At 63.5% G+C, this 26,100-nt stretch carries 27 protein-coding genes and 1 riboswitch; of the genes, 12 read left to right on the plus strand and 15 right to left on the minus strand.

Features of this window, described 5'->3' with window-relative positions; translation table 11 throughout:
• Window positions 1-85 precede the first annotated feature (85 nt).
• Both NEK97_RS08995 and NEK97_RS09000 read left to right on the plus strand, forming a co-directional pair.
• The gene (locus NEK97_RS08995; RefSeq protein ID WP_211713707.1) at window positions 86-583 is read left to right on the plus strand and encodes a sigma-70 family RNA polymerase sigma factor; all 498 of its coding nucleotides are present in this window, start codon (window positions 86-88) and stop codon (window positions 581-583) included.
• A complete protein-coding gene (locus NEK97_RS09000; RefSeq protein WP_257369486.1) occupies window positions 580-1,254 on the plus strand; it encodes an anti-sigma factor in 675 nt (224 codons plus the stop codon). The genes NEK97_RS08995 and NEK97_RS09000 overlap by 4 nt, the downstream gene beginning before the upstream one ends.
• Before the next feature lie 3 nt (window positions 1,255-1,257).
• Here the strand turns inward: NEK97_RS09000 and NEK97_RS09005 are convergent, their stop codons facing one another.
• Genes NEK97_RS09005 through trmB form a run of 3 tightly spaced genes read right to left on the minus strand, consistent with a single transcriptional unit; the run spans window position 1,258 to window position 3,067 of the window.
• The gene (locus NEK97_RS09005; RefSeq protein WP_257369487.1) at window positions 1,258-1,746 is read right to left on the minus strand and encodes a type II toxin-antitoxin system RatA family toxin; all 489 of its coding nucleotides are present in this window, start codon (window positions 1,744-1,746) and stop codon (window positions 1,258-1,260) included.
• A 1-nt stretch (window position 1,747) separates the two neighbouring features.
• Window positions 1,748-2,140, minus strand: a complete 393-nt coding sequence (locus NEK97_RS09010; protein WP_257369489.1) for a hypothetical protein — start codon at window positions 2,138-2,140, stop codon at window positions 1,748-1,750.
• A gap of 21 nt (window positions 2,141-2,161) precedes the next feature.
• Entirely contained in the window at window positions 2,162-3,067 is a 906-nt protein-coding gene (gene trmB, locus NEK97_RS09015; RefSeq protein WP_257369490.1) for a tRNA (guanosine(46)-N7)-methyltransferase TrmB, read from the minus strand.
• A gap of 175 nt (window positions 3,068-3,242) precedes the next feature.
• Here trmB and NEK97_RS09020 point away from each other — a divergent pair, with 175 nt between their 5' ends.
• On the plus strand, window positions 3,243-3,803 hold the full coding sequence (locus NEK97_RS09020) for a pyridoxamine 5'-phosphate oxidase family protein (RefSeq protein ID WP_257369491.1): 561 nt from the start codon (window positions 3,243-3,245) through the stop codon (window positions 3,801-3,803).
• 70 nt (window positions 3,804-3,873) lie between these two features.
• Window positions 3,874-5,151, plus strand: coding sequence for a CynX/NimT family MFS transporter (locus NEK97_RS09025; protein WP_257369492.1), 1,278 nt, complete (start codon window positions 3,874-3,876; stop codon window positions 5,149-5,151).
• 72 nt (window positions 5,152-5,223) lie between these two features.
• Here NEK97_RS09025 and NEK97_RS09030 read toward each other — a convergent pair whose 3' ends face one another.
• Window positions 5,224-6,516, minus strand: coding sequence for an MFS transporter (locus tag NEK97_RS09030; RefSeq protein ID WP_257369494.1), 1,293 nt, complete (start codon window positions 6,514-6,516; stop codon window positions 5,224-5,226).
• A gap of 31 nt (window positions 6,517-6,547) precedes the next feature.
• Window positions 6,548-7,765 (minus strand): M20 family metallopeptidase, encoded by a 1,218-nt coding sequence (locus NEK97_RS09035; RefSeq protein ID WP_257369496.1) that lies wholly within the window; start codon window positions 7,763-7,765, stop codon window positions 6,548-6,550.
• Window positions 7,766-7,904: 139 nt separating this feature from the next.
• Between NEK97_RS09035 and NEK97_RS09040 the strand changes: the two genes are divergently transcribed.
• Window positions 7,905-8,942: an Lrp/AsnC family transcriptional regulator gene (locus NEK97_RS09040; RefSeq protein ID WP_257369497.1), complete on the plus strand. Its 1,038-nt coding sequence runs from the start codon at window positions 7,905-7,907 to the stop codon at window positions 8,940-8,942.
• A 173-nt stretch (window positions 8,943-9,115) separates the two neighbouring features.
• Here NEK97_RS09040 and NEK97_RS09045 read toward each other — a convergent pair whose 3' ends face one another.
• Window positions 9,116-9,385, minus strand: coding sequence for a hypothetical protein (locus NEK97_RS09045; protein ID WP_257369498.1), 270 nt, complete (start codon window positions 9,383-9,385; stop codon window positions 9,116-9,118).
• A gap of 614 nt (window positions 9,386-9,999) precedes the next feature.
• On the opposite strand from NEK97_RS09045, the gene NEK97_RS09050 reads away from it, so the two are divergent.
• A complete protein-coding gene (locus NEK97_RS09050) occupies window positions 10,000-12,027 on the plus strand; it encodes an alpha/beta hydrolase family protein (RefSeq protein ID WP_257369499.1) in 2,028 nt (675 codons plus the stop codon).
• A gap of 23 nt (window positions 12,028-12,050) precedes the next feature.
• Window positions 12,051-12,644: a hypothetical protein gene (locus NEK97_RS09055; RefSeq protein WP_257369500.1), complete on the plus strand. Its 594-nt coding sequence runs from the start codon at window positions 12,051-12,053 to the stop codon at window positions 12,642-12,644.
• Between the two features lie 198 nt (window positions 12,645-12,842).
• On the opposite strand, the gene NEK97_RS09060 is transcribed toward NEK97_RS09055, so the two are convergent.
• Window positions 12,843-13,568, minus strand: coding sequence for a cyclopropane-fatty-acyl-phospholipid synthase family protein (locus NEK97_RS09060; protein WP_257369501.1), 726 nt, complete (start codon window positions 13,566-13,568; stop codon window positions 12,843-12,845).
• Window positions 13,569-14,210: 642 nt separating this feature from the next.
• On the opposite strand from NEK97_RS09060, the gene NEK97_RS09065 reads away from it, so the two are divergent.
• On the plus strand, window positions 14,211-15,674 hold the full coding sequence (locus NEK97_RS09065) for an FG-GAP-like repeat-containing protein (protein WP_257369502.1): 1,464 nt from the start codon (window positions 14,211-14,213) through the stop codon (window positions 15,672-15,674).
• On the opposite strand, the gene soxR is transcribed toward NEK97_RS09065, so the two are convergent.
• On the minus strand, window positions 15,655-16,194 hold the full coding sequence (gene soxR, locus NEK97_RS09070; protein WP_306672933.1) for a redox-sensitive transcriptional activator SoxR: 540 nt from the start codon (window positions 16,192-16,194) through the stop codon (window positions 15,655-15,657). The two genes, NEK97_RS09065 and soxR, sit on opposite strands and share 20 nt — an antisense overlap.
• On the opposite strand from soxR, the gene NEK97_RS09075 reads away from it, so the two are divergent.
• Both NEK97_RS09075 and NEK97_RS09080 read left to right on the plus strand, forming a co-directional pair.
• Window positions 16,193-17,593 carry an MFS transporter gene (locus NEK97_RS09075; protein WP_257369504.1) on the plus strand — a complete coding sequence of 467 codons (1,401 nt, stop codon included), beginning with the start codon at window positions 16,193-16,195 and terminating at the stop codon, window positions 17,591-17,593. The two genes, soxR and NEK97_RS09075, sit on opposite strands and share 2 nt — an antisense overlap.
• Window positions 17,594-18,017: 424 nt before the next feature.
• Window positions 18,018-19,736 (plus strand): DEAD/DEAH box helicase, encoded by a 1,719-nt coding sequence (locus tag NEK97_RS09080; RefSeq protein WP_257369506.1) that lies wholly within the window; start codon window positions 18,018-18,020, stop codon window positions 19,734-19,736.
• A gap of 68 nt (window positions 19,737-19,804) precedes the next feature.
• Here NEK97_RS09080 and NEK97_RS09085 read toward each other — a convergent pair whose 3' ends face one another.
• The 5 genes from NEK97_RS09085 to NEK97_RS09105 all read right to left on the minus strand — a co-directional run bounded on the left by NEK97_RS09085 (window position 19,805) and on the right by NEK97_RS09105 (window position 23,108).
• The gene (locus NEK97_RS09085; RefSeq protein WP_257369508.1) at window positions 19,805-20,455 is read right to left on the minus strand and encodes an MBL fold metallo-hydrolase; all 651 of its coding nucleotides are present in this window, start codon (window positions 20,453-20,455) and stop codon (window positions 19,805-19,807) included.
• 4 nt (window positions 20,456-20,459) lie between these two features.
• Window positions 20,460-21,464, minus strand: coding sequence for an aldo/keto reductase (locus NEK97_RS09090; protein ID WP_257369509.1), 1,005 nt, complete (start codon window positions 21,462-21,464; stop codon window positions 20,460-20,462).
• Between the two features lie 209 nt (window positions 21,465-21,673).
• Entirely contained in the window at window positions 21,674-22,039 is a 366-nt protein-coding gene (locus NEK97_RS09095; protein WP_284987583.1) for a multidrug efflux SMR transporter, read from the minus strand.
• A gap of 2 nt (window positions 22,040-22,041) precedes the next feature.
• Window positions 22,042-22,356: a multidrug efflux SMR transporter gene (locus NEK97_RS09100; protein WP_257369511.1), complete on the minus strand. Its 315-nt coding sequence runs from the start codon at window positions 22,354-22,356 to the stop codon at window positions 22,042-22,044.
• Between the two features lie 9 nt (window positions 22,357-22,365).
• Window positions 22,366-22,431: riboswitch (guanidine-III (ykkC-III) riboswitch) on the minus strand.
• Window positions 22,432-22,487: 56 nt separating this feature from the next.
• Entirely contained in the window at window positions 22,488-23,108 is a 621-nt protein-coding gene (locus NEK97_RS09105) for a HutD family protein (RefSeq protein WP_257369512.1), read from the minus strand.
• A gap of 97 nt (window positions 23,109-23,205) precedes the next feature.
• On the opposite strand from NEK97_RS09105, the gene NEK97_RS09110 reads away from it, so the two are divergent.
• Window positions 23,206-23,802 carry a phosphoribosylanthranilate isomerase gene (locus tag NEK97_RS09110; RefSeq protein WP_257369723.1) on the plus strand — a complete coding sequence of 199 codons (597 nt, stop codon included), beginning with the start codon at window positions 23,206-23,208 and terminating at the stop codon, window positions 23,800-23,802.
• A gap of 137 nt (window positions 23,803-23,939) precedes the next feature.
• Complete coding sequence (locus tag NEK97_RS09115; protein ID WP_257369513.1) at window positions 23,940-24,341, plus strand: YccF domain-containing protein; 402 nt, start codon at window positions 23,940-23,942, stop codon at window positions 24,339-24,341.
• On the opposite strand, the gene NEK97_RS09120 is transcribed toward NEK97_RS09115, so the two are convergent.
• Both NEK97_RS09120 and NEK97_RS09125 read right to left on the minus strand, forming a co-directional pair.
• Window positions 24,338-24,700: a hypothetical protein gene (locus NEK97_RS09120; protein ID WP_257369514.1), complete on the minus strand. Its 363-nt coding sequence runs from the start codon at window positions 24,698-24,700 to the stop codon at window positions 24,338-24,340. The genes NEK97_RS09115 and NEK97_RS09120 overlap by 4 nt on opposite strands.
• A complete protein-coding gene (locus NEK97_RS09125; protein WP_257369515.1) occupies window positions 24,673-26,088 on the minus strand; it encodes an exo-alpha-sialidase in 1,416 nt (471 codons plus the stop codon). The genes NEK97_RS09120 and NEK97_RS09125 overlap by 28 nt, the downstream gene beginning before the upstream one ends.
• Window positions 26,089-26,100: the final 12 nt, after the last annotated feature.

The following is a 26,100-nucleotide window of genomic DNA, read 5'->3' on the forward strand; positions in this document are numbered from 1 at the left end:
ATGGGGGAAGAATGGTTCACGGGACTGAACCGTTTCTGCGCGGCAGGCGTCGTATGAGCGAAGGGGCAACCGGGAAGGGGTGGATATGCCGCTGGATGAGGACGTGGTGGCTGCGATCTATCGCGACCATGGCACGGCCCTGAAGCGCTTTGTGCTCAGCTGCACACCGGACGCCCACCAAGCCGACGATGTTGTGCAGGAGACCATCCTGAAGGTGTGGCAGCATGCCCCACAAATCACGGGCAGCCTCCGCAGTTACCTCTTCCGGACGGCACGCAACGTGATCATCGACAATTATCGGAAGGCGCAGCGCCGTCCTGCCGAAACCGGAGAGCACGACCTTCCCGACCATGCCGCCACCGAACGCGTCGATGAGCTGCTGAACCGGGTCCTCATGGAGGAGGCCCTGCTCCGGCTCAGCCACGAACACCGCGAGGTCCTCGTGGCCTTGCACTACCAACGGTTCACCGTCAGTGAGGCAGCACTGCAGCTGAACATCCCGGCGGGAACCGTAAAATCCCGGGCTTTCTATGCTGTGAAAGCCCTCCGAACAATCCTTGACGAAATGGGGGTGGAACGATGAACGGCAACTCCGTCCACCAATTGCTGGGCGCCTATCTTTTGGGCGGGCTCGACCCCGTAGAGGAGGCCGCCTTCCGGGACCACCTCGCCCATTGTGCCGACTGCCGTCACGAGCTGGAGGAACTGGAAAGCCTCCCCGCCTTGCTCGACGCCGTCCCCGCGGCTGACGCTGTCGCCCTCACCGCGGCGGGGGGTGCCGGCGCCCTCGCGCCGCTGGAACCACTGCCCGAAGCGCTTCCGGAGAAGGTGCTGGTCGATTTGTCGGTCCGCAGGCGGAAATCACGACGCCGGTGGGCGGCTCTGGTGAGTGCAGTCGCCGCTGCTTGCCTGGCAGTTGGGTTCCTTGCCGGGCCGCTGCTGAACCAGGCACCGAAGCCTGATGCGAGCTACTCGGTCCAGTCGGACAGCGGATTACAGCTGACGGTGGGCATGGTGAAGAAAACTTGGGGCACCGAGCTAGAGGTGGAGGGCCGGAGCATGCCCCTCCAAGGGACGTTGTATTTGTGGGTGAAGGGCAGGGACGGGGCCGAGGAACGAACCTGTGGCTGGACAGCGACACCGAGCGGCCGGATCAAGATCACCGGCGCAACCCCGGTGCAGTTGGCGGGCATTGCCGGTGTTGAGTTGCGCGACGATACCGAGAAGACCGTGGCATCGATTTCGGTGCCTTAGGCCTCAGCGCTCCGGGGCCTCCTGCGATCGGAGTTCTGCCACGAGGACGGGATCCTCGCAGGCCTTGGCGAATGCCTCGATGCGTCGCTCGATTTCGCGGCCCAGCAGCCAGCTGCCGATCCGCTCTGCCACCGGCTTCACCAGTGCCGGGCGGCATGAAAAGGTGTACTTCCAGACTGCCCGGGTTCCGCCGTCGTCCGCTGTGAACCGCCAACCACCACCAAAGTTCTCAAAGAACCAAGGCCCGGAAACCATTGTCATGCCCACGTTGCGCGGTGGCGTGTACGAGACGTATTCGCTGACCATTTTCAGGCCCATGCGTGACACAGTCCTGGTGCGCACACCCTTGCCGGCCGTCGTGGCGCCGTCCAGGAAGCCTTGCGCCGAGATGAACGGGTCCCACTTGAGACGGAAGGCGCCAGTGGTTTGGGAGAGCGCGAAAGCTGTTTCGGGATCCAAGCGGATGAGGCGCTCGGCGCGGACCTGCGGCATCTCAGTTCCCCTGCCCCGCGCCGACCACAAGGAACACCATGAAGACCACACCAAAGATGTTGACCGCCATGATCGCAAGCCCGATGATGCCGGTAATGCGGCCCGCGTTCATTCGCCCGGCCCGGAACACAGCGATCAGCCCACAGACCACGGCCACGATGGCGAGCAGGACAGCGACACCAGCCAGCACCAACGCGCCGAACCACCAGGCATCGTTGCCCTGGTTGTAGCGGCTCACCGCCGAAGCGACGGCTGCTATACCCAGGGGGATGCTGACTACCGCCGCGATGGGTGAAAGGACTGCGGAGATGATGCTGGTGATGCCGGCACCCAGGCCACGATTACCGGACCGTTGGGTTTGCTGGTAGTAATCGACCGGTGGCTGGTAGCTCATGGTTCCCCCAATAAGTCCTGGCTAGATCTTGCGGTATGTGAGGTCGAAAATCATGCGGCCGGCCTCATGGGCCTTGTTCTCGAAGCTCGTCCGGATGCGGCCCTCGAAGCGCGGAGCCCAGCCGCCCTCCTGGTCCACGCCTTCGTTCGGGCCCGTGTGCTCCGTGCTGACCGGGGCGCGGCCCTCCCGGACCGGAGCGCCACCCACAACGGACTCGACGCCGGATTGCCAGACTTGCGTCAGTGGGCTTTCCTCGCCACTGCGCTCGCCGTCATGCATGTTCTCAAACTCCTTGGAATCGGCCAGGACTTCCCGGACGTGCACGGCATAGTTGGACCAGTCCGTGGCGATGCGCCAGTAGCCACCCTTTTCCAGCGCCTTGGCCGCGACGGTCGCGAACGCCGGCTGGATCAGGCGGCGTTTGTGGTGCCGTGCCTTATGCCAGGGATCCGGGAAGAACACCCAGAGTTCGCTGACCGACCCGGGTGGAAGCATGGACTCGAGAACCTCGGGAGCGTTGGCTTCCACCACGCGTACGTTGGTCAGCCCGCGGCTGTTGATCTTGATGATGGTGTTGGCCAGTCCTGGCGTGTAGACCTCGACGGCAAGGAAGTCCTTATCGGGGTTTTGCTCGGCTGCGTGAACCACCGCATCACCCAGTCCCGAACCGATCTCCACAATCAGCGGAGCCTTGCGACCAAACACGGCCTCGGCGTCGAACGTGTAATCCGGGTGGACCGAGGTGTTGGCGACGTGGCGGGGCACTTGGATGGCCCAGCGCTCGGCGTGCTCTTCCCAAGCGGCCTGCCTGCGGCCCTGCAAGCGGGTGCCCCGGCGCACAAAGCTGACCGGGCGGCCGCCGTATGTGCCGAACGAAGCCTGGGTGCCGGGCGTGACTGGTCGCGGGGAATCTGGGGTTTCACTCATCCCTTCCAGAATACTTTGGTTCGGATGCGAGGATTCTCTGCGTTCCGGATCAGACCACCAGCGCCGCTCCGCCGTCTTGCCATGGGGAGTTGTGCCCCTGTGGGTAGAGTTGCCTGATGCTGGAGATCCGCCCGAACTGTGAATGCTGCGTTGCGTCTCATAGTTGTCCAGGGCAATGAATACAAGCGAGGAGACGCTGGAGCGGGTCCTGGGATCCTTGGTGGCGGCAACGAAAGGGCGCACCCCTTTTACGCTCGGTTTCCTGGGCACCACGGGAGCGGATGGAGGACCACGGGTCCGTGCGGTCATCGTCCGGGAGGTGGACCGCGCGGCTGGCCGGCTCATGGTGGCCACCAATTCCCTGTCCCGTAAGGTCGCCGAGATTGACCACCAGCCACGGGTGGCACTGACCTTCTACGACGACGACCGCGGAGTTCAGTTGCGCATCAGAGGTGACGCTGCGGTGGTCGACGATGAGAAGGAACGACGCCGGGCCTGGGAGCGGTTCAGCCCGAGCAGCCGTCACCTTTATGCGTCCCGCCTGGTTCCGAGAACTCCCCTCCCGGATCGGCCTGCTGATGGCCCCGATGATGATGAGACGGCAATGGAGCGTTTCGCTTGGATCAGGATCGACATGACGGATCTGGACTGGTTGGACCTCTCGGGCGACCCCCACATCCGCTGGCAGTTCACCCGCGACGACGGCGCCTGGCACGGACTGGAAGTTGTCCCCTGAGATCGGGTCACATCACGGGCAATGGCTGCCAGCTGAGGCCCAGTAAGCGCCGGCTGACAGAATAGGACGTGTGACCTCCTCCCAGAAGTTCGGCTACCCCAAGGATCAAGTCCCGCCTTCAATCGCGGTGGACGCCGAAACCAACGAAGAACCACCCGCTGACCCCACGCAGTTGCGCGGCAAGAGAGGCCTGGTTTACCTGGCCATCTGCCTGGTGCTCATTGGCTTGAACCTCCGGACGGTCTTCTCGAGTTTCTCTGCGGTGCTTCCGGAAATTACGTCCGACGTCGGCCTGCCGGGCTGGGCGCTGGTTGTCCTCACCACCGTGCCGGTCACCTTGTTGGGCGTCGTCGCGCCTCTGGCTCCCATCCTTGCCCGCAGGTTCGGGGCGGAGCGGGTGCTGCTCGGGGCCATGGTTGTCCTCACCGCGGGGTTGCTCCTGCGTCCGGCCGACATAGGAAGCGCGGGCCATCTCCCTACGCTCTTGATCGGCACGGCGGCGTGCGGTGCCGCCATCGCGTTGTGCAACGTGCTTCTTCCCGGCGTAGTGAAGCGGGACTTCCCGCACCGGCTGGGCCTGATGGGTGGGCTCTACACAACGGCCATCTGCGCGTCCGCCGCACTTGGTGCGGGCTTCACGTATCCGGTGTTTGCGGCTACCGGGCAGTGGACGTCGGCACTGTGGTTCTGGGCGGTTCCAGCCGCCGTCGTGCTTTTGCTTTTCCTGCCGTTGGCAATCCGCCAGCCCACGGTAAAACACCAGGCCGTTCGCAGTGGCGCGAACGTTTGGCGTTCAGCGGTGGCATGGCAGGTCACCCTGTTCATGGTGCTGCAGGCCATGATGTCCTTCAGCGTGTTCGCCTGGATGGCGCCGATTCTGCGTGAGCGGGGAGTCGACGGCGGAACGGCCGGGTTGATCGTGTCGGTGTCGATCGTGCTCCAGATGCTTGGCTCGCTGTTTGCCCCGGCCCTGGCTACACGCTTTAAGGACCAACGGATCATCAACACGGTGGTGGCGCTCATGACGGGTGGCGGGTTTGCGCTGACGATCTTTGGCCCGACGGAACTCATCTGGGTCTGGACCGGGCTCAACGGCCTGGGTCAAGGTTCCCTGACTGCCGTGGCGCTGACCATGATCATGGTCCGCACCCGGGACGCCCACACGGCAGCGAATCTTTCCGGGATGATGCAGGGCGTGGGCTACGGAGTGGGTTCTGTTGGGACCTTGATGGTGGGCCAGCTTCACCAGGCCACGGGCGGCTTTGCTGCAGCGGGGATCCTCTTCCTGGTGATCGGGGCACTCGCCGCCTTCTTCGGCTACCGCGCTGGCCGCGACCGCTTCGTTTAATGTTGTGAGGCCCGCTCTGCGTCCCAAAACCTCGGGTAAGCGTGCAGAGCGGGCCTCGCAACGAAAGAGAGCCTAGACGGTGAGGTCCTTGCCCTTCGTTTCCGGAATCGAGAAGGCGAACACGATGCCCACCAGCAAGAGGACCACCGCGTAGACATTGAACAGGTAGCCCTGCCCGATGCTGCCGAGCCAGGTCTGCAGGTACGGAGCCGTGCCACCGAAGGCGGCCACGCAGATGGAGTACGGGACGCCGACGCCGATGGTGCGGATGTGCGTCGGGAACAGCTCCGCGTAGACAGCAGGAACAATGGCTGCGCTGCCTGCGATGAAGAACAACATCACGGACATGGACACTGCCAACTGCCATGGTGAATCCTTCAGCAGCCACGTCATGGGGAAGTGCAGCAGTGCGGCGCCCGCGGACGAAGCGATGATGACGGGCTTACGGCCGATCCGGTCGGACAGTTTGCCCCAGAACGGCAGGGCTGCGATGAAGACAACATTCGCGATCACACCCGCCCACAGGGCCGCACCGCGGTCCATCTTCAATGAAGTCGCCGCATAGCTCGGAGCCACAACGCCCCAGATGTAGTACACAACGGTCAGGCCAACGGTGAGGCCGATAACCTGCAGCGCCTGCTTGCGATACTTGACGATCTGCGGCCAGACCGGCAGTCGCTTCTCTTTGGGGGCCTCGGCTTCGAACGCTTCGGTTTCCTTCATCTTGGCCCGCATAACCAGGGCGTAGACACCCAGCGCACCACCAACGAGGAACGGGATCCGCCAGCCCCACGCACTCATCTCTTCCTTGCTCAGGACAGCGGTGAGGATAGCGCCCAGCAACGTTCCCGCGAGGATTCCGGCCGTGCCGGAGGTGTAGATGAGGGTGGCCCAGAAGCCGCGCTTTTCCTTTGGAGCCATTTCAGACAAATACGTTTGCGACGACGGCAACTCACCACCGTGCGCCAGGCCTTGGATGAGGCGGGCCACCAGGAGCATCACCGAAGCGAACGCGCCCACAGCTGCGAACGTCGGTGCGATACCGATCATGAGGCTGCCCACGGCTCCCAATGCCACTGCGAAAGTCATGGAGGTTTTACGGCCAATGCGGTCGCCGATCCAGCCGAAGACGAAACCGCCGAACGGCCGGGCAACGAACCCGACGGCGAAGATCGCCAAGGTGGATAGAACGGCTGACGTGGGGTCCGACTGGCTGAACAAAGCGCTCGCAATGAAGGGCGAGAATGTGGCGTAGATGGCCCAGTCGTACCATTCGACGGCGTTGCCAATGCCCGTTCCGACGAGCGTTCGCACATGGGACTTGTGGACTTTGACCTCGGGGGTCGTTCCTACGGTAGCGGTCATGTCATTCTCCAAGTGGGGGAGGGGCTGGGAGTCAGTTGCCGGCGAGGGCAGCGATGCGGGACACGGCGAGTTCGGCGTACAGCGCGGCACCGTCGGTGAGGACGCCGTCGTCGAACATTGCGTAAGGCGAGTGGTTGAACGGCGACGTCGTGTGGTCGGCGCCGGGGGCAACGGCGCTCAGCCCCACGAATGTCCCGGGAACTTCGGCGAGAACCCGGGAGAAATCTTCGGAGCCGCTGAGCGGTGTGGCCATCCGGGTGTGGCGGGAGTCGCCGAACATTCCGGCGATGACCTTCTCCGCAGTGGTGGTTTCGTGCTCGTTGTTGATGGTGAGGGGGTATTCCTCCTGGTAGTGCACGTCCACCTCCAAGCCGTGGGCTACGGCGATGCCCTGGAGCAGCCGGGGTACCACTTCCATCATCTTCTGCCGGGACGCTTCGGAGAAGGTCCTGATGGTTGCTTCGATGCGGGCAGTCTCGGGGATGACGTTGCGCTTGGTACCGGCGTGCAGGACACCGACAGTCAGGACGACGGGATCGAACATGTTGAACTGGCGCGTGACCATGACCTGCAGTGCGGTGACCATCTCGGCCGCGGCGGTCACGGGGTCCTTGGCCGAGTGCGGGGCCGAACCGTGGCCACCCGCGCCCAGCACCGTGACCACTAGGCCGTCGGAGGAGCTCAGCATGACGCCGGGCTTGGTGACGAATTGGCCGTGGGGTTCAAGGGAGGAGAAGACGTGCATTCCGTAGGCGGTGTCCGCACGACGGCCGGCTGCGTCCAGGACTCCCTCCTTCAGCATGTAGCTTGCACCGTCGTAGCCCTCCTCGCCGGGCTGGAACATGAGGATGACATCTCCGGCCAGCTGGTCGCGACGCTCCGCGAGGATTGTTGCCGCGCCGGCAAGCATGGAGGTGTGGAGATCGTGGCCGCAGGCGTGCATGGCGCCGTCCACCCGGGACGTGTAATCAACGCCGGTGCGTTCATGCACCGGAAGTCCGTCCATGTCCGCACGCAGCAGCACGACGGGCTTCTCGGCTGAGGCGTGGGCGGCGCCGCCGCGCAGAACCGCGGTGACCGACGTCGTTTCCTTGCCGAGCGTAATCTCGTAGGGGAGTCCGTCCAGCGCCTTGAGCACCTTTTCCTGGGTGCGGGGAAGATGCAGGCCGATCTCAGGTTCGCGGTGGAGGTCATGGCGGAGTCGGACGATGTCGTCCTGCATTTCCTTGGCGTCGGCCACGATGGTCATTTGTGCTCCTGGGTGCTTGGGGGCGGGTTCCTTAAGCCATTGTGTGGTGACGTGGTTCACATGCTTCTAAACATCTGAAAATATGCACCGAATCGCACCAAATTGCAGGAATCATGCACTGGTTCTGGATAATGGACTCATGGAACTCAGCGAGGAAGACCTGCGCCTGGTCAACGCACTCCAGATTTCGCCCCGGATCAGCTGGTCCGACGCCGGTCAGGTACTCGGCGTCCACGGGACCACGCTGGCTGCCCGATGGGAGCGCCTACGGGCGGCGGGAGCAGCCTGGACCACGGCCCACCTCATGGGTGATCCGAAGGACATGTGCCTGGCCATGGTGGACATCGACTGCGAAATGCACCTCAGGCCCAACGTCACGGCCGCCGTTGCCCAGCTCCCCGAGGTCATCACCGTGGAAGAGGCGGCGAGCAACCGGGATCTTACGCTCACCGTCATCACCCAGGACCTGGAACAGTTCAGTACGCTGCTGCTGCCCAAGCTCAAGGAAATCCAGGGGCTCACCAAATACCAAACGGCCCTCTGCACCCGGATCCACACCAGCGGCTACGCTTGGCGGCTCAACGTCTTGACCAAGGCGGAGCAACAGGCACTGCGGAGTCTCGCGGGGCCCGAGTCGGCCAACCCCTCAGCGCAGGATGCGATCGTGGTCCCGCTCCCGGAAAGCCACCTGGCCCTCATCCCGTTCCTCGCACGTGACGGACGCGCTACCGCGGCGGAAATCGCCCGCGCCTTGGGTCGGAATCCAGCCACCGTCCAGCGACAACTCGGGCGTGTGCTGGCCAGCCGGATGCTGTCCTTCCGCTGCGAAATTGCCCAGCAGTTCTCCGGTTTCCCTGTCACGGTTCAATGGTTCGCGAACGTTCCAGCGGGAGAACACGAAGCCGCCGCCACGGAACTCCGGGCCATCAGGAACACCCGCTTTTCGGCATCCACCACGGGCCGCACCAACTTCACCATGATCATGTGGCTGCGTTCATTGGCCGATGTCATGGAGTTGGAGCTCATCATCCAACAGCGCATTCCGGGCATTGAATTGGTGGAAAGCGTGGTCATGTTGAACACAGCAAAGCGCGTCGGCTGGATGCTCAACCCCGACTCCACTGCCACCGGGCAAGTGGTTCCGGCCTATGGAGAGCTGCTTCCGGGCGGCGTTTAGCTGTGACTTTCGGCGATAAATGGCGGTCTTTTGCAGCGCTGTTTGGCGTGCACGCACAGCCTTGGAACTTCAAGCTGCGCTCATAACTAAATGCTGCCATACCAACCCGCCACAACTATCAAGGCAGCTGCATGCTTGAGGATGCTCAACCGGGCGTTCAATAAGCGAATGAATCAGATGTTCTCTCGGGTGAGGTCGATTTCGAGGCCGCAAGAAAATCGGTTCCAGTAATGGACTTCGTCCTCCTCGTTGCCGCCGTGGACGTCCGCGATGAGGAGATCACCGCCGAGCAGATCTTGAACGATGAGAGCTGTGGGTCCGCACTGGCCGTGTGCCGGGTTGTCAGGGTTCCACTCCGCAAGGCCCTTTGCGTCGAGGCAGGTCGTATCTGCGCCCCAAGATAGGCGGAATGCTCGCTCAAGCTCGAGCAACGTATGAGTCATGGCGCCAGAGTACCAAGGGCCTGCTGAACGATAAGGCATCTCTCAGCGGGTGCCGAGCGAGCACTCCCTGCTGCCAACGGTTCGGTCCAGTCCGCGGTCCGGCAATCTGGTCCCGCAGTCAGTCTCGACCCTCGGCGCCGCTAACAGAACGGAACGCCCGGCGATGTACTTGCCCAGCCTCGGAACTGTCTCCCAGGTTCCGGGGGTGGAGTGTCCTGCGCCAAAGATCGCATCTTCAGAGAAGCTGGAATTAGGAAAATCCTGGATGGTCACCGTTCCCTCGGACCGTAGATCCACGATGGCCGAGGATAAGTCGGTCTTCCTCAGGGGATCGCTTTCAGACGGGGAGAACTTCCATATCCCCACCACTTGTTCACGATCGGTACGTGAGGAATCGGAGCCGAGCACGATGTCGTGGAGGAAGAGGCGGCGAACACGAGGACCAACGCGGATATGCGCAGAATGTTCCGTCGTTTCATCGCCGGGCGTTCCGTTCTGTTGCTGTAGCCCGCTTATGCAGTGCACCAGGTAATCAGGATTTGACGCGCCAAAGGCGGATCAGGCGAAGGTTTATGCTAATCATTGGATTAACCAAGGTGGTGAAGGGGAGCGGAGTGGGGATTGCCTTTGATGAGGGTGCGGCCGATGCTCTGATCAGTGCCGCCGAGGCCGCGGAGGAGATCCTGCGGTCCGAGGGCTGGTTCCTGGGCGGTGCCATTGACCAGGCGATGCAGGACTTCAAAGGCGGTTACGCGCAGCTGTTCATCGAAGCCTGCGCCACGAGAGCTGATGACCGCGGCGCACTGGCCGGTGTCCTCGCCGGGCTCGCCGAAGACGTCCGCGGCGCGAAAGTCCGGGCAAGAGAAGAAAAAGCCCGGGAAAAACATCTCACCGCTCGGCGGCTACGTGCCGATGCCCGTCAACAGGACCTGGCCTCTCTGGACGCGGCACGGCAGTCCGCGGCCATGCTGGAGATGGCGCACGATCCCAGACCCGAGGAAACCCCTGTCCCGGCACCGAGCATCACCGCGGTGTTCTCTCCGAGGGACAGGAACCGGTTCGCCGGCGGATCCGGGAACGGAATAAGCTCAGCGGACCCCGCAGCGTTGCGGGGATTCGCAGCCCAGTCCCGTGCCTCCTCGAACATCCTCAACAACGAACTCGGCCACGTGCGGAACGCGTGGGCCGGATTCGCCGCAGCGTGTTCCTGGGTGAACCACGGCGCGGTGACATTCGTGGCCGGCTGCGAGCAGCTGCTGGCCGAGAACACCGCCGACTCTGACTGGATCGAGCAGATAGCGGGCGCGTTCGAATCAGCCGGCAGCGGCACCCTGACCGAGACCGTGCTTAACAGCGCCCTCATCCGGTACGCACCGCCGGGGCGAATCGGGTTGAATGACATCGGTGCCCTGAACAACGCACAGCTGAAAGCCTGGCTCGCCACCCCCGCGAACAAAGACCGGCTCCAAGGGCTCCTGCAGCAACCAGGACTGGACCCCGCGGTAATAGCGACTTGGTGGGCTGGGCTCGGCCACACCATCGCCAAAGACGGCTCTCTTGAACCCGGCGCAAGCCAGAAGCTTCTGATCGAGACCTTCCCCGGAATAATCGGGAACCTGAACGGAATCACGGCCACCGCCCGGAACGAAGCCAACCGGATACGCCTCGTCACTGAGCAGGAACGTATCAAAGCCGAGCTCGCCAGGACGCCTCAACTTCTGCCCGTCAGTCAAGGCCTGTCCATCACCAACCCGGCGTGGACACGGCTGCAAACGCAGCAGAAGGCCCTTGATGGCATCACCGACGCTGTAAGGAACGCGGGCGGCGTCAACGCTGTCCTACTCGGCTTTGACCTCACCAACGGTTCCCCGAAGGCACAGGTCTCTGTGGGTAACCCCGACACGGCTGACAACGTTACCTACGCCGTGTCCGGCATGCTCATCACCCCTCAAAGCGGCTTTAACGACTGGGCAACAAACGCCGCCAACCTCCAGGAGCGACAAGGGCGACACGACCCGAGGAAATCGTTCGCTGTGGTGGCGTGGATCAACTACGAACCACCAACAGTCCCGACCGTGAACAGCGGCGATGCCGCCCATGCCGGTGCGGACCGATTCGTCGCAGACCTGCAAGGGTTCAACGCCGTCAGAGACAGTCTGGGCAACAGAACCCCCGAGACCTTGAACGTGCTGGCCCATTCCTACGGCACCACCGTGACCTCCAACGCCCTCGCGTCCGCGCACTTGAACGTCGCCTCCTTCACGATGCTCGGTTCCGCCGGCATCGAAAAGGACATCCGGAACACCTCGGACCTCCACGTCCCCGCCGGACAGGTCTACGCCACCGAAGCCGCAGGTGACGGGCTGGCTGACCTGGGCCGCTTCCAACGTCAGGACCCGCGGATGGAATCCTTCGACGCCAAAGTGTTCTCATCAGAAACGGCCATCATCGACGGAACCGAATACCACGGCACCACCGAACACAACACACTGGTACACGGAACAGACAACAGCGGCTACGGCTACCTCGACAAAGACACCACCGCCCTCTATGAAGCGGCCCTCACCACCACCGGCAACGGCGACCGTATCCTGCCAGGCGCACGACCCGTAACGCCTCCGGCCGGATTTGCCGGCCGATAAACAACCCAGGAAGAGTGAACCCCATGCCCCACGAACCAAAAAACCGGCACAAGACCGGCCGTATCCTCGCCGCAGTGGTCTTCACGGCCATCGCGCTAAGCGCCTGCACCCCCACCACCACGGAGAACCCCATGACCGGCTCAAACAACCCCAGCGACCCCGCAACCGTCAAAGCCCAAGTCGAAGAACTCAAACAAGCCCTCACCGACCTCCACGCCTTCAAAACCGAAACCCAACAAACCATCGGAACCCAGAAATGGGAAGACAAAAACCTCCGGAACAGTTCGTGCACCACCGATGACGGCAAAGACGGGGTGAATTACCGCATCCTGAGTCAAACCCTCGATCCCGTGGATCTGGAAGCGTCCGTAGAAGTTGTCAAGAAGTTTTGGGAATCCAGGGGCTTCACCACCCGAGTCGAAACCAACCCCAAGGACCCGGGTCTCATCGACCTCTACGCCAATCAGAACGGCGGACACTTGGTGTCCTTCACCGCGAACGTACTGGGCTCCAGTTTGGGGATGGACACCGTCTGCGTCGCAGGAGACCAACACGCCATCTACAAAGAGCTCGATAGGCAGGAAGCAAGCGCCGCGCCCACTGAGACTGGAAAGTAGAACCTCCGACAGCGCGCGTTCCCTCTGTGCTGAATCGGTGCAGGCTGACCGCGATTGCTCTCTCGGCCAGCGCCCTCCTGCTGCTGACAGCCGGATGGGCCTCCATATCCACCTTCTCGTGAGTCCACAGATCCGAGAGTGATGCGACGTCCACCCCTTCTCTCGGGCGTATAAGCGTTTAGCCCGCTGGCTTCGTTGTCAGCCGCGTCCCTGGCCCAGTTTCGTGGCCTTGAGGACGGCGTCCGAGGTGGTTCCGGCTTCGCCGTTGGGCCCGGACACTGCGCGCTTCCTTTCGTCCACCACCTCTAGCTGCCAGTTGTCGCTGTTGTTCATGCCGAGCTCAGCGGCCAGTTGCTCCGGGGTGAAGAACATGCCGGAATCGTGTTGATGGCTCCACTCCGGCAGCCCCTGCGGATGGTGCCCCACGATCAACAGCGTTCCGCCGGGCGCCACAGCAGCTGCGGCCTTTGCCGCGGAGTCCTGCCACGGCAACAGGGGGGAGTGCAGGAAATGGGCTGACACCAGATCGAATTCAGGCTGCGGCGCCCATTCCGTGAGGTCCTGCTGCTGCCAGCTGATGCGGTCCGCATACTCGGTTTCCGCAGCGTGGGCTGCTGCCCGATCAAGCGCGACGGCGGACACGTCCAGTGCCGTAACGGTCCAGCCTTGCGCTGCCAACCAGATCGCGTCCCCGCCCTCTCCGGAGCCCAGATCCAAGGCCTTGCCCGGCTGCAAACCCGTGACCTCGGCAACCAACTGCGGGTTGGGGTTCCCGCTCCAGATTTTCGCCCGCTCCCGGTACATGCCGTCCCACGTGTCCACGGCATTGTCAGCGTCTTCGTGGAGGTTGAGCCCGCGCTGCTCCGCGCTTGGGTGGGAATGCCCGTGCTGGTGGGTGTCGGCGTCGTGCAGGTTTTCAGTCATGGGACAAGCGTGCCGTGCGCCGCGTCCCGAAGGCAACGCCTGTTGCCGAATCGGCAAGCTACCCCAAAGCATGGTTTTTTGGTTCGATGGTGGCTACCCTCAGGTGGACAGCGCCCCTGTTGGTCTCGCGGCGCATGAACCGGGGGATTCATGATGTTTCTTAGGCGAAAATTGCGTTGGTTCCGCGGACGGACGGGAATCGTGGGTGTCTTGGCGGTCGGCGGACTTTTGGCGTCCGGACTCCCGTGCGCGGCAGTGCCTGCTCAGGCTTGGACCAGTGCCAAGGACGCGGTGCGTGCGGCCGCTGTTCCGAATCTTGATCCTGTGAAGATTGATGTGACCAGCCCCCGATTCGTAGAACCCAGCGCGGATAGCTCTCGGCTCTTCGCAGCGTCCGAAAAAGGTGACTTCACTGTCATAAACGTGCCCACGGACCAGGTCTCGGCGACCCTCAAAGTGGGAAACGTGTCTTCCATGGTGGTCAGTCCTGACGGTTTGAGAGTCTTTCTCGCCACGAGCCAACAGCAGAAGTATGGCGTGACTCTTGTGACCCTTCCGTGGAAAGAGCCAACCGTCATACCAACGGAAGGCCCTGTGCGTGGTCTGGCCGTCTCACCTGATGGCTCCTCCTTGTATGCCGCCGTGTCTGGGTCCCCTCTCGGCTCCATTGCCGTTATCGATGTTGCTACGGCACGAATCCGCATGACAATTCCGGTGGGCCACGACCCTTCACAGATCCTTGTTGCCCCGGCCGGGGACAAGATCTACATCCTCAGCGCCACCGACCGGTCCGTCACAGTCATAGCCACCTCGACAGGCACCGTAGGAAGCAAAATTCCCTTGGGCGGTGCTCCGATGGAGGGGGCTATATCTCCAGACGGAAGTCATTTGTATTACCCCAAGGGCGATGGCGGCATCGCCGTGGTGTCAGCGCTCAAGAGTGCTGTGATCGGTGAAATTCCGACGCGCGCCGTGGCCACAGCCCCGATCTTTACTCCCGACGGGTCCCGTGCCTTCACCGTTGACCAGACTGGTGATGAGTATTCGTTGGCCGAAATCGATCTCCAACGCAATTCGCTGACAACGGTGGATCTTCAACCCTCGGGACCGCCGACCATGAACCTGGGAGCTTTTACGGTCCGGTTGAGCCACGATGGTTCGCGTCTCTTCGTCGTCAGCACCTACATCATGGTGGTCAACGTCCCAACGCTTGTAGTGGCAAGGCATATTTCCCCTCAAGGCGACTACTTGCAGGGTCTGCTGACAGTTCTTCCGAACGGGGAAAAGGGATATGTGGCGCCGGCGGATCAAGGGAACTACCTCTGGGTGATTCCCACTCCGCGGTCGGCGAATATTTGGAAGGACTATAACTCCGATGGCCGCACTGACGTCCTCGCCCGTGATACCGCAGGTGAGTTGTGGCTGTATCCCGGCAATGGCCGGGGTGACTGGCTTCCCCGCTCGCGGGTTGGAACCGGTTGGAACACCATGAACTTGATCATGACCCCCGGCGACTTCAACGGCGATGGGTCATCGGACGTTCTTGCCCGGGATCAAGCAGGCGATCTGTGGCTGTACCCGGGGAACGGTCGCTCTGACTGGCTGCCACGCTCAAAGGTGGGCGGTGGCTGGAACGTGATGACCGCCGTCGTGACCCCCGGCGACTTCAACGGTGACGGTCACGGCGACATTCTGGCGCGCGATGCCCAAGGTGATCTTTGGCTCTACCCGGGTAACGGTAGAGGGGCCCTGCTTCCGAGAACCAAGGTAGGAACAGGTTGGAACGACATGACGGCCATCCTGGGTCCGGGCGATACGCACCAGCAAGGACGTGACGTAGTCGCCCGGGACAAGTGGGGAACCCTGTGGCTATATCAGGGGGATAACTCGGGCGGGTGGGTGCCCTTCCGGCTGCTGGTGGGCGTTGAGTGGAACGTCATGACGGCGATGGCCACACCCGGCGACTTCGACGGCGATGACCTGCCGGACATCCTGGCCCGGGACTCGGCAGGCGTCCTGTGGCTTTACCCAGGAACTCTTTATGGCGGCTATCAGCCCAGGCAGCGGGCAGGTGTTGGTTGGAATGTTATGACGGCTCTGGTTTGACGAGCTGACTCCAGCGCTGGGCTCCCGCACCGGAAGCGCCGAGTTCATCGGACGGGTTCTGCAGCGTGCACGACTTCAGGCTGAGGCAGCCACAGCCGATGCAGCCATCCAGATCGTTGCGCAGATGTTGAAGGGCCGCGATCCGTTCGTCCAGTTCTTTCCGCCAGCGCAGCGACAGTTTGGCCCAGTCGTGCCTGGTGGGGGTGCGGCCCTCCGGCAGCGAATTCAACGCCTCAAGGATGTCCTTCAGTGGCAGACCGACCCGCTGGGACGTCTTGATGAACGCGACCCGTCGGAGCGTATCGCGCCGGTACCGCCGCTGGTTTCCGGCGGTCCGCTCGGCGTGGATGAGCCCGTTGCGTTCATAAAAGTGCAGGGCCGACGGCGACACTCCGCTTCGTTCTGAAAGCTCGCCGATGCTGAGGGGCCGGTGCGTCTCAACGGGTGTCATGTGTTGCTCCGGGGAAAGGGTGTGGTGGATTGACCTCAACAATAGTTGAGGTTCTAGGGTAGCGTGCATGACCACTGACACTCAAACGGCCGGGATACTCGGCCGTCAATACCTGCTTGCCACCGTGGGGGCTTGCGCGCTCGTTTTCCTCAGCGCGTTCGAGTCCCTGGCGGTGACCACCATCATGCCGCTCGTGAGCCGCGACCTGGACGGAGCCGCCCTCTACGCGCTGGCCTTCGCCGGCCCGCTGGCTACTGGCGTGATGGGCATGGTGGGTGCCGGAAACTGGTCCGACCGTCGTGGCCCGGCGGCGCCGCTGTACTCCTCGGTGGCGCTCTTTGTCCTCGGCCTCCTTATTGCCGGGACCGCGGGGTCCATGGAGATCCTGGTGCTCGGCAGGTTGGTCCAGGGACTCGGTGGCGGCGCAATGACAGTGGCGCTGTACGTGTTGGTAGCGCGCGTTTACCCGCCTGCCCTGCACCCCAAAATCTTCGCGGCCTTCGCAGCTTCCTGGGTGGTGCCTTCCCTCGTGGGTCCCTTCGCTGCTGGTGTGGTCGCCCAGCTGAGCAGCTGGCACTGGGTGTTCCTTGGCGTGGTGGGCCTGGTTGTCCCGGCGTTGTTGATGGTGGTTCCCGCAGTGCGAGGAATGGACTCCGAACCCCCTGGGGACCCCGTTCCGTGGGCCTTCGGACGCATGGGATGGGCAGCCCTGGCGGCCGTCGCCGTTCTGGGACTGAACTTGTCCGCAGGGGTGCCGGGCGTTGGCGGGGTGATTGCCGCCGTCGCGCTTGTCCTTGCGTTGGTTGCCTTGCGACCTTTGGTGCCGCAGGGGACCCTCACGGCCCGCCGGGGATTGCCCAGCGTGATCCTGGTTCGTGGGCTGGCGTCGGCCGCGTTTTTCGGTGCCGAGGTGTACCTGCCGTACCTGTTGACAGAGCGGTATGCGTTCACGCCCACGTTCGCGGGCCTCACGCTGACCGGGGCTGCGCTCGCGTGGGCGGGGGCGTCGGCGATCCAAGGCCGGCTTGGCGGCCGCTTGGCTGACGACCTCGCCATTAAGATCGGTGCCTCGCTGGTCTTGGTCGCTATTCTTTCGACCCTGGCGACGGCGGCGTTCGCGTTGCCCGCAGCTGTAGCCATCGGCGGGTGGATCCTTGCCGGTGGTGGCATGGGGCTCATGTACCCGCGGCTCTCCGTCATGACGTTGGCCCTCTCCACGCCGGAGAACCAGGGCTTCAACAGCGCGGCCATGTCTATTTCCGACTCCTTGGGCGGGGCGCTCTCCCTTGCCGCCACCGGGCTGGTCTTCGCGGCGTTCTCAGCCAGCCCCTTCGCTGCCGTCTTCGCGCTGACGGCGGTAATCGCCGTCGTCGGGGTTGTCATGGCCCCGCGGGTCGCCGCCCGCCCGGGCTCCTCCGACGCTCCGGGCGCCGCGGATCCCCAACCGGAGCTCACACGCCGCCCCTGACGCGTTGCGGGGCCTACTCTGCAGGGTGTTCCGTCCGCTAACCCTGTTTAGCGGGCCCCGCAACGCCGAGAGGACGCGTTGTGAGGCCTGCTCTGCACGGTATTCGAGCCCGGAAGCGTGCAAAGCGGGCCTCGCAACGCACCCCTGACCTGCCCCGATGCGAGTCCCGCGCCCGGATGCTGCTAAGATGGGTTTACTTGATGTGCGGTGACGCCCTGAAGCAGGTGGCCTGAAAGGCTACGCGGCGGGGCATTTTTCATGTGAGAGGCACATCCTGCGTCGATGAACGCGTTCTATTTGGTCCCGGCCACCGCTGTTGAAGCGAATCGGTAGACCACCTGACTTTTCCTCGGCGAACCCCTGGCCCAACCGGCGTCGGGGGCCGATGTCCGCAATTGGACACCGCCCGAAAGACATGAAGTTTATGACTACTTTTGCTGCCCTTGGCACGCCCAAGCCCATTGCTGAATCCCTGGCCGCAGATGGCATCGAAGAGGCATTCCCCATCCAGGTGAAGACCCTCCCGGACACCCTCGCAGGTCGCGACGTGCTGGGCCGTGGCCGCACCGGTTCCGGTAAGACCATCGCTTTCGCCATCCCGCTCGTGGCCCGCTTGGCCGAGCGCGAAGCAAAGCATTTCCGCAAGCCGGGCCGCCCCATGGGCCTGGTCCTTGCACCCACCCGTGAACTGGCAACCCAGATCAACGCCACCATCGAGCCGTTGGCCAAGGCCATGGGCCTGAACACCACGGTCATCTACGGCGGCATCTCCCAGGCACGCCAGGAAAAGGCGCTGCGCGCCGGCGTCGACATCGTCATCGCCTGCCCGGGCCGCCTCGAAGACCTGATCCGCCAGCGCATCCTGACTCTCGAAGCCGTTGAGGTCACCGTGCTGGACGAGGCAGACCACATGGCCGACCTCGGCTTCCTCCCCGTAGTCAAGAAGCTCATGGACATGACCCCCACCCAGGGTCAGCGCCTGCTCTTCTCCGCGACGCTGGACAACGGTGTTGACAAGCTGGTCAACCGTTACCTGTCCAACCCGCTGACGCACTCTGTGGACGATCCCCAGGCCGCTGTCACCACCATGGAACACCACGTCCTGGTGGTCAACGACCAGACCGTCAAGAAGCAGCTCATCGTTGAACTGGCCTCCGGCGCCGGCCGCCGCGTTCTCTTCATGCGGACCAAGCACCACGCCCGCAAGCTTGCCAAGACCCTCACCGACGCCGGCATCCCCGCCGTCGACCTGCACGGCAACCTTTCGCAGAACGCCCGCGACCGCAACCTTGCCGAGTTCTCCAACGGTGACGTCCGCGTCCTGGTGGCCACCGACGTCGCAGCCCGCGGCGTGCACGTTGACGACGTCGAACTCGTCATCCACGTGGACCCGCCCACAGAGCACAAGGCATACCTGCACCGCTCGGGCCGTACGGCCCGCGCCGGTTCCGATGGCACCGTGGTCACGCTGACGCTTCCCGAGCAGCAGAGCGACGTCAAGAAGCTCATGAAGGCCGCCGGCGTTGATGTTTCGTTTGAACGCGTTACCGCCAACTCGCCGCTGGTAGCCGAGCTTGTGGGCGACATTGCCGACAAGGTCGATCCCCGCACCCGTGCGGCCCTCCTCGCGGCAAAAGCCCCGCAGGGTGGCGGCACCTCCACCGGGGCCAACGCCCAGCGCAAGCGCGCCCGCCGTTCCACCCAGGGCGCACCCACCGCGGGTGGCCGTGGTGGTCGCAACGGACGCGGCAAGGTTGCTGCTGAGCCGGTTCGTACGGACACCAACCGTGCGGATCGCCGCGCAGCAATGAACGACGACGTCGCCCGCAGCTCACGCGGTCGCGGCAAGTCTGCCTCCACTCACCGCAACGACGTTCCCGGCTCGCAGGGGCAGGGTGGCCGCAGTGGCCGTCCGGCTACCGGCCAGCGCTCAGCCTCGGCTCCGCGCACGGCGTCCACTACCTCTACGCGTACCGGCGGAAACAAGGCCGTATGGTCCTCTGCTACGGGCGCTACGTCCGGGGGATCCTACGGTTCGGGTTCCGGCAACTCCGGTCGCGGTGGCTCGGGCGCAGGTCGTCCGGCACGCAGCGGCCCGCGTCGTGCTTCTGCTCCGGCCTCGAACGAGCGTCGCGGCCGCTAATCTCTGGCATTGCGAGGCCCGCGCTGCGCGCTATTCCTGAGATTTAGGACGCAGAGCAGGCCCCACAATTACCAGCCTCGGGCGCGCCACTCCTCAAGGTGTGGCCGCTCGGCTCCGAGGGTCGTGGGCAATCCATGGCCGGGGTGCACCAGGGTTTCGTCCGGATAGGCGTCGAACAGTCGTTCCGACACGTCGTTCAACAGAGAAGTGAAGCGTGCAGGATCTTTCTGTGTGTTGCCGACGCCTCCCGGAAACAGCGAGTCTCCACTGAAAATGTGGGCCGGCCCGTCCGGATCCTGGTAAACGAAAGCGATCGAGCCCGGGGTGTGTCCACGCAAATGGACCGCTGTGAGCTCCAGGTCGTCGAACCGCTCAACGTCGCCGTGACCGAGCCGGACATCCACCGGAACGGGCAACGCATCGGCGTCGTCCGCTCCTGCGGAGGTGGTTGCCCCGGTGGCGGCCACCAATTCCTCCAGCGCTCGGACGTGGTCCCAGTGCTGGTGGGTGGTGGCGATCCTCGCCAGTTTGGTGGGGGCCGACGAATCAGCCGCGCTGTCCCTCAGGAGTTGCTGGATGGCGGGAAGGTCATCGGCGGCATCGATCAGCACCTGTGTTCCCGTGGACTTTGAGGTCAACAGGTAGACGTTATTGTTCATCTCGCTGACCGAAATGCTGCGGATGGTGACGTCACGGAGTGAATGAATAAGCGAGTCCATGCCTTCAGCCTACGTTGCCGGCTTCGCGGCCTTCCGATACCCAGTTGGGGTCGGCGGATCGTGAACCGACGACGGCGGACGCGGCCTGGTCAAGCAGCTCAAGGTGCGCTGCTCCCAGTTGCAGGGACAGTGCGCCCAGGTTCTCGTCGATCCGGTGCGCCTTGCGCGTGCCGGGGATGGGAACCACCGGAATCCCAAGGCGCCGACCTTGGGTGAACAGCCAAGCCAGGGCTACCTGGGCCGGAGTTGCATCCAGCCCACTGGCTACCTCGCGAACCGCGGCCACGACGGCCTGGTTCGCATCAAGTGCCTCGCCACCAAAACGGGGGACCCTGTGGCGGAAATCGTTCTCGCCGAGGTCGCTCGCGCTGATGGTGCCGGTGAGGAATCCCCGGCCCAGCGGCGAATACGGCACGAACCCAACGCCAAGCTCCTTGGCTGCTGGAACAACGTTGAGTTCAACATCCCTGCTCCAGATTGACCATTCACTCTGGACCGCGGCAATGGGATGGACAGCGTTGGCCTGCCTGAGTTCCTCGGCTGTCACTTCGGACAGTCCAAGGTGCCGGACCTTGCCCTCACGAACAAGCTCTGCCATGGCCTCCACGGTTTCCACTATCGGAACGCGGAGGTCGCGGCGGTGCATGTAGTAGAGGTCAATCACGTCAGTGTCCAGGCGGCGGAGGCTCGCTTCCGCCGCTTGCCTGATGTAGGGCGCATCCCCGCGGACTCCCGTGTACCCGTCCGCGGGGTTGCCCTCAATTCCAAACTTGGTGGCCAGCTGTATCTCGTCCCGGCGATCCTTGAGCAGCCTGCCCACAAGTTCCTCATTGCTGCCCGCGCCATAAACATCTGCGGTGTCGATGAACGTGATCCCCGCATCCACCGCGTGTCTGAGGGTCTTGAGGCCTTCCTCAGGATCGATGCCCCCATACACCGGGGTCAGGGCCATCCCGCCGAAACCGAGGGGGCTGACAGTGAAGCCATCGCCTAGTTGAACTGCAGTCATGAACGTCTCCAATGCGTGGGGGTGCTCTTTATCAGTGCTCTCCTTGGCATGAACCTGACGCGACGCATGGGTATTCCTGCGCTCCCTCCCAGTTGGTCCGGTGATGCCCGGTCACCTTGGACGCGGGCTCCCGTCATTCCGGGGTTTCCGCGTGCAGTCGGCGGGGTGCGGGGGGAGGCAACTGGGAAGGAGCGGTGCGGCAGGGGCACCTACTCGGGCTTGGCCACAGGCTTCTCGGTAGGCAGGGCCTTCAAACCAGCAGCACAGCCTACGATGCCCGCGATGAAGAGCAGCTTCAGCGGGCTCGCGGACTCCACGCCGGTAATCATGGCCCAGCCCACGGTCAGAGCTGCGCCGATGCCAACCCACACTGCGTAGGCGGTACCCAGGGGGATGCGTTTCACCGCGAAGCCCAGTCCGAGCATGCTCAGGAGGGCAGTAACAGCGAAGACGATGGTGGGTGCGAGCTGCGTGAAGCCGTTGGAGAGGCCCAAAGCGGTGGCCCAGACGGCTTCAAGGATGGCCGATGCCAGGAGGATGCCCCAGAAGATGCCGGTGTTCTTGGTGTTAGTCATGGCTATGCCACCACCTTCAGGCCCACCACGCACGCGCCGATGCCGGCGAGCAGGAGCAGCCGGGCGGTCGTCGCGCGTTCTACCTTGGTGACCATGGCGTACGTCGCTGTCAGTACCACACCAACACCAACCCACACCGCGTAGGCAGTGCCCGTGGGAATGGACTGCATGGCGATCGCGAGTCCGGCCATGCTGGCAATCACGGACACAAGGAACACACCAGTTGGGATGGGTTTACGGAAGCCCTTGGAACGGTGGAGTGCTGCGGCCCAGACGGCCTCAAGCGCACCGGAGAAAATGAGAATTAACCACGACATGACATTTCCTTTGGCCAGTCTTGTCGCGTGCCGGGTACTGAACCGTCGTCCGGAGGTTCCAGAGCGGAACCTTCATTTCAGGCTAGCAACTCCCGCGCAGGGTGGCCACTTCTGGTGGTTAACGTCACCAGTTACGGTTCGACGTGGTCGATAGAGATGACTGCAACGAAGCCCCTGCCCGAGATCTCCGGGCTGCGTGAGTCCGAGCCCACTACGGTGTCGTAGCGGGACAACTCGACAGGTTCGCTGGCGGCGGTTGCCGGGGCGTCGCCGTCGGACTCTGCCTCTGCAGCGGCGCCGGGAGCAACGGTGGCCTTTCCCTCCAACAAGACAGCCAACTGGCCCTCGAAGACAGGATGCGCACGCTTCTTGGAAATTTCGACAATGGACGTATAGCCCTTGAAAGCCCCGGTCCGTGCAATGACGTTGAGGTCCCGGATGTCGCCGGTGGGAAGCGTCGCCGCGGAGGCAGCCTCGCCGGAGAAGCGGAATGGCCGGTACTTCTCCAAGGGGTGCTCGGCGCCATCGACCGTGAGGAGCAGCAGTTCGCCGTCGATGATGGTGATGACCCGCTCCATGCCCGGAAAGGTGGAGAACTCACCGGCTTTTGCGACATCGGCGATGCTGACGCGCCAATCCCAGGCGCCGTCCTGCGCCGAAGCGGCCTTCGGATGGCTGGCGAGTTCGCGCGTCACCCCGCCTCCGTTGCGCCACGGTTCAGGACGGATGTCGGCAAAGCGGATGATCTCCATTCGACCAGCCTAGTGGTGGACAGCGCTTCTTCGTTGACGATCCGGCTTGCTAACGTCATATGTGGAAAACGTTGCGAAAATGGCTGGAGGCGCGGGAATGTTCGTCAAAGTGTGCGGCCTGAGCACGCCCGAGTCCGTGCGCGAAGCCGTGGACGCCGGAGCGGATGCGGTTGGTTTCGTCCTGACCTCGAGTCCCCGCGAAGTCAGCCCGGACCAGGTCCGCGTCCTGCTGCCGTTGGTTCCTTCCTCGGTCAAGGCCGTCGGAGTGTTCCGCCACGAGTCCGCCGCTGACGCCGTGGAAACGGCACGCGCCGCCGGGCTCGATTGGGTCCAGTTGCACGGTCGGCGGACCGCCGACGACGTCAAAACAGTGCACGACGCCGGGATGCGGCTCATCAGGGCCGTCACCATGGGTGCGGGCCAGGACGAGTTCGCTGATCTGGGCGAGGACCTGTTCCTGGTCGATGCCGCAGTTCCGGGGTCCGGGGAGGCCTGGGATTACGCGTCCGTGCAGGAGAAGGGGCTTGACGGCAGGGATTGGCTGCTCGCAGGAGGCCTCGAACCCGGAAACGTGGCCTTCGCTGCCACCGCGGCCGCAGCATGGGGTGTGGACGTCTCCTCGGGTGTTGAGGCATCGCGTGGCGTGAAGGATCTGGCGAAGATCCGCGCGTTCGTCGAGGCCGCCAAAGCCTGACCCTCCCTCACATCCCACCCGCTTGAGGCCAACCCTCCCTCACATCCCGGCCCGGTATGGGGCTGCACCACAAGTCAGGGAAGATTCAGGGCAGACCCCTAGGCGTTTTGTCTGACCCAGAGGGGAGAATGAGGACTATGAAAACGATCCTTAACGTCATCTGGCTTGTCTTCGGTGGGTTCTGGCTGGCCCTGGGCTATTTCGCCGCCGGCATCATCTGTTGTGTGCTCATCGTGACCATACCGTGGGGCATCGCCTCGTTCCGGATCGGCGCCTACTGCCTGTGGCCTTTCGGGCAGATGGTGGTGGAGAAGTCAGGCGGATCAGGGGTTTTCGCGCTCCTCGGAAACGTCATCTGGCTGCTGGTTGCGGGTATTTGGATTGCCATCGGCCACGTACTTACGGCTTTCGCCATGGCGATCACCATCATCGGAATACCCCTGGCCATCGCCAACCTGAAGTTGATCCCGGTTTCGCTGATGCCGCTTGGCAAGCAGATCGTGCCCACCAACCAGCCGTTCGTCAGCAACTACCGCTAGGACACCTTCACGGCACCGGTGCGCAGATCGAAACTGAACGTCCGGTCCAAACGCACCGGGCCTGCCGAAGGTCCGGACCCGGCGTCGGCCTCTACAGTGAAGACGAGGTCCAGCGTCTCCCGCAGCAGGTCTGAATCGGTGATGGTGTACGTCGGCGTGAAGTACAGGATATGGCCGCCTGGCGGCAGCTTCGTGGGTGGGAAATCTTCGGCGTTGCCGTGCGGTCCAAGAAGTTCGACGCCGGTAGCCGGCTGTGTGCCCACGTTGCCGACCCGTCCGGTGAAGGCCAGGATGTCCCCGGCCTTATAGCCGGGGATGATGGCCCCGTAGTTCAGGTCCTGGGCTTCTCGTGTGCCCAAAACCTGGTCCTGGTCCGTATAGCCCTGGCCGATTTCCTTCCACGTTTGGACATCCCATTGGCCGTCACTGTTGGAAGGGACCACATGAAAGTCGCCGGCATTCTGCCAGACAGCGGGACGGCCCGGAGTGATGGAGCGCAGTTCCATGTGAAAGACCAAGCCGCCGGATTCCACCGCGGACTCACCAGCAGTGGACACCTCCGCAGCAGACGCCCCAGCAGCCACCAAAGCCGGGCCCGGACCCGGCCAGCCAGCCGCTGCGTCAGTTGCCCGGCCGGAATCGAAGCAAAAACAATCTCCCGGTACCCTTGCCGCTCGTAGAGCACCCCGACATTTCCGTCGGGTAGCCGGGTGACGGTCGAGTACGCCGAGCTTCCGGGGCACACGACGAGCTTTGCCGGCCATGTGGCACCGTTATCCGGGGAGAGGCTCAGGACGGTGTTGCGGCGAAGATGCGGATCCTGGTTGTTGCTCGCGATCAGCCACCGGGAATGCTCCGGGTGGGAAGCGGATGGCTCGGCAACGGAAACCACAGAGGGAAGTCCGTCAAAGCGGGCAACAGATCCGTTGTCGCTCGGATCCGGCATATCCGGGATGGGCTGGAGCGGGCTCCAGGAAACCCCGCCGTCCTTCGAAAACGCAGACAAGCGGTGGGGGGTTGCCCGCGAGTGTAGGAGCAGTCGGCCGTCGTCGAGGCAGACAACCTTGTTTTCGTTGGGTCCTATGCCTGAAACGCCAGGGCCGATCAGTTCTCCCAGGGCCCAGTTTTCACCGTGATCGTCACTGAACGCCGAGGCGGCCATGATGGCACCGTCCACCAGCACGACGAACTGCTGGACCAGTCGGCCCTTGTAGGGGCCGGTATGCATTTGGATTCCTTGGCCGGCGGCCGCGAAAAGCCCCGTGATCCGGCCTGTTTTGAGCTGGGCGGTGAGCCTGCGGTGCTGCCAGGTGTCGCCGTCGTCGTCTGAGTAGCTGAGATCGGCGTGCTGGACGTCGTCGTCCGGCTCCTTACCGGCGACCGCTTCAAAAAATCCCGCGTGCGTTCCTGCCGCGTGGAACATGAAAATGCGGCCTGTCGCTGCGTCGACCAGCAAACTGGGGTCACCGAAACCCTGGAGCCCAGATCCTGTGCGGACCACTTGCTGAGGGCCCCAGGTGTTCCCGTTGTCCTCACTGCGGCGCAGAAGGAGGTCTATGGGGTTGGGCAGGTCGTCCAGGTTCGGCCTGCCGTCGTAGGCAGCCAGGACTGTTCCCCGGGTGCTCACTGCAAGTGCCGGGATGCGGTACTGGCGGTATCCGCCCACCCCGCGAACAGCCAGAACGTGCTCCACCGACGGTTCCGCTAGTGGAGAATGGCCCTGTGACGGTTGGAGGTAGGAGGTCATACCTCCCAGTCT

The organism is Paenarthrobacter sp. UW852 (genome assembly GCF_024608385.1).
Classification (GTDB): domain Bacteria; phylum Actinomycetota; class Actinomycetes; order Actinomycetales; family Micrococcaceae; genus Arthrobacter.

What these genes read in the sequence shown, in the direction of transcription:
- NEK97_RS08995 (WP_211713707.1), top strand. Translation starts at nt 86, where the DNA reads ATGCCGCTGGATGAGGACGTGGTGGCTGCGATCTATCGCGACCATGGC.
- NEK97_RS09000 (WP_257369486.1), top strand. Translation starts at nt 580, where the DNA reads ATGAACGGCAACTCCGTCCACCAATTGCTGGGCGCCTATCTTTTGGGC.
- NEK97_RS09005 (WP_257369487.1), bottom strand. Translation starts at nt 1,746, where the DNA reads ATGCCGCAGGTCCGCGCCGAGCGCCTCATCCGCTTGGATCCCGAAACA.
- NEK97_RS09010 (WP_257369489.1), bottom strand. Translation starts at nt 2,140, where the DNA reads ATGAGCTACCAGCCACCGGTCGATTACTACCAGCAAACCCAACGGTCC.
- trmB (WP_257369490.1), bottom strand. Translation starts at nt 3,067, where the DNA reads ATGAGTGAAACCCCAGATTCCCCGCGACCAGTCACGCCCGGCACCCAG.
- NEK97_RS09020 (WP_257369491.1), top strand. Translation starts at nt 3,243, where the DNA reads ATGAATACAAGCGAGGAGACGCTGGAGCGGGTCCTGGGATCCTTGGTG.
- NEK97_RS09030 (WP_257369494.1), bottom strand. Translation starts at nt 6,516, where the DNA reads ATGACCGCTACCGTAGGAACGACCCCCGAGGTCAAAGTCCACAAGTCC.
- NEK97_RS09035 (WP_257369496.1), bottom strand. Translation starts at nt 7,765, where the DNA reads ATGACCATCGTGGCCGACGCCAAGGAAATGCAGGACGACATCGTCCGA.
- NEK97_RS09040 (WP_257369497.1), top strand. Translation starts at nt 7,905, where the DNA reads ATGGAACTCAGCGAGGAAGACCTGCGCCTGGTCAACGCACTCCAGATT.
- NEK97_RS09045 (WP_257369498.1), bottom strand. Translation starts at nt 9,385, where the DNA reads ATGACTCATACGTTGCTCGAGCTTGAGCGAGCATTCCGCCTATCTTGG.
- NEK97_RS09055 (WP_257369500.1), top strand. Translation starts at nt 12,051, where the DNA reads ATGCCCCACGAACCAAAAAACCGGCACAAGACCGGCCGTATCCTCGCC.
- NEK97_RS09060 (WP_257369501.1), bottom strand. Translation starts at nt 13,568, where the DNA reads ATGACTGAAAACCTGCACGACGCCGACACCCACCAGCACGGGCATTCC.
- NEK97_RS09075 (WP_257369504.1), top strand. Translation starts at nt 16,193, where the DNA reads ATGACCACTGACACTCAAACGGCCGGGATACTCGGCCGTCAATACCTG.
- soxR (WP_306672933.1), bottom strand. Translation starts at nt 16,194, where the DNA reads ATGCACGCTACCCTAGAACCTCAACTATTGTTGAGGTCAATCCACCAC.
- NEK97_RS09080 (WP_257369506.1), top strand. Translation starts at nt 18,018, where the DNA reads ATGACTACTTTTGCTGCCCTTGGCACGCCCAAGCCCATTGCTGAATCC.
- NEK97_RS09085 (WP_257369508.1), bottom strand. Translation starts at nt 20,455, where the DNA reads ATGGACTCGCTTATTCATTCACTCCGTGACGTCACCATCCGCAGCATT.
- NEK97_RS09090 (WP_257369509.1), bottom strand. Translation starts at nt 21,464, where the DNA reads ATGACTGCAGTTCAACTAGGCGATGGCTTCACTGTCAGCCCCCTCGGT.
- NEK97_RS09095 (WP_284987583.1), bottom strand. Translation starts at nt 22,039, where the DNA reads ATGACTAACACCAAGAACACCGGCATCTTCTGGGGCATCCTCCTGGCA.
- NEK97_RS09100 (WP_257369511.1), bottom strand. Translation starts at nt 22,356, where the DNA reads ATGTCGTGGTTAATTCTCATTTTCTCCGGTGCGCTTGAGGCCGTCTGG.
- NEK97_RS09105 (WP_257369512.1), bottom strand. Translation starts at nt 23,108, where the DNA reads ATGGAGATCATCCGCTTTGCCGACATCCGTCCTGAACCGTGGCGCAAC.
- NEK97_RS09110 (WP_257369723.1), top strand. Translation starts at nt 23,206, where the DNA reads ATGTTCGTCAAAGTGTGCGGCCTGAGCACGCCCGAGTCCGTGCGCGAA.
- NEK97_RS09115 (WP_257369513.1), top strand. Translation starts at nt 23,940, where the DNA reads ATGAAAACGATCCTTAACGTCATCTGGCTTGTCTTCGGTGGGTTCTGG.
- NEK97_RS09125 (WP_257369515.1), bottom strand. Translation starts at nt 26,088, where the DNA reads ATGACCTCCTACCTCCAACCGTCACAGGGCCATTCTCCACTAGCGGAA.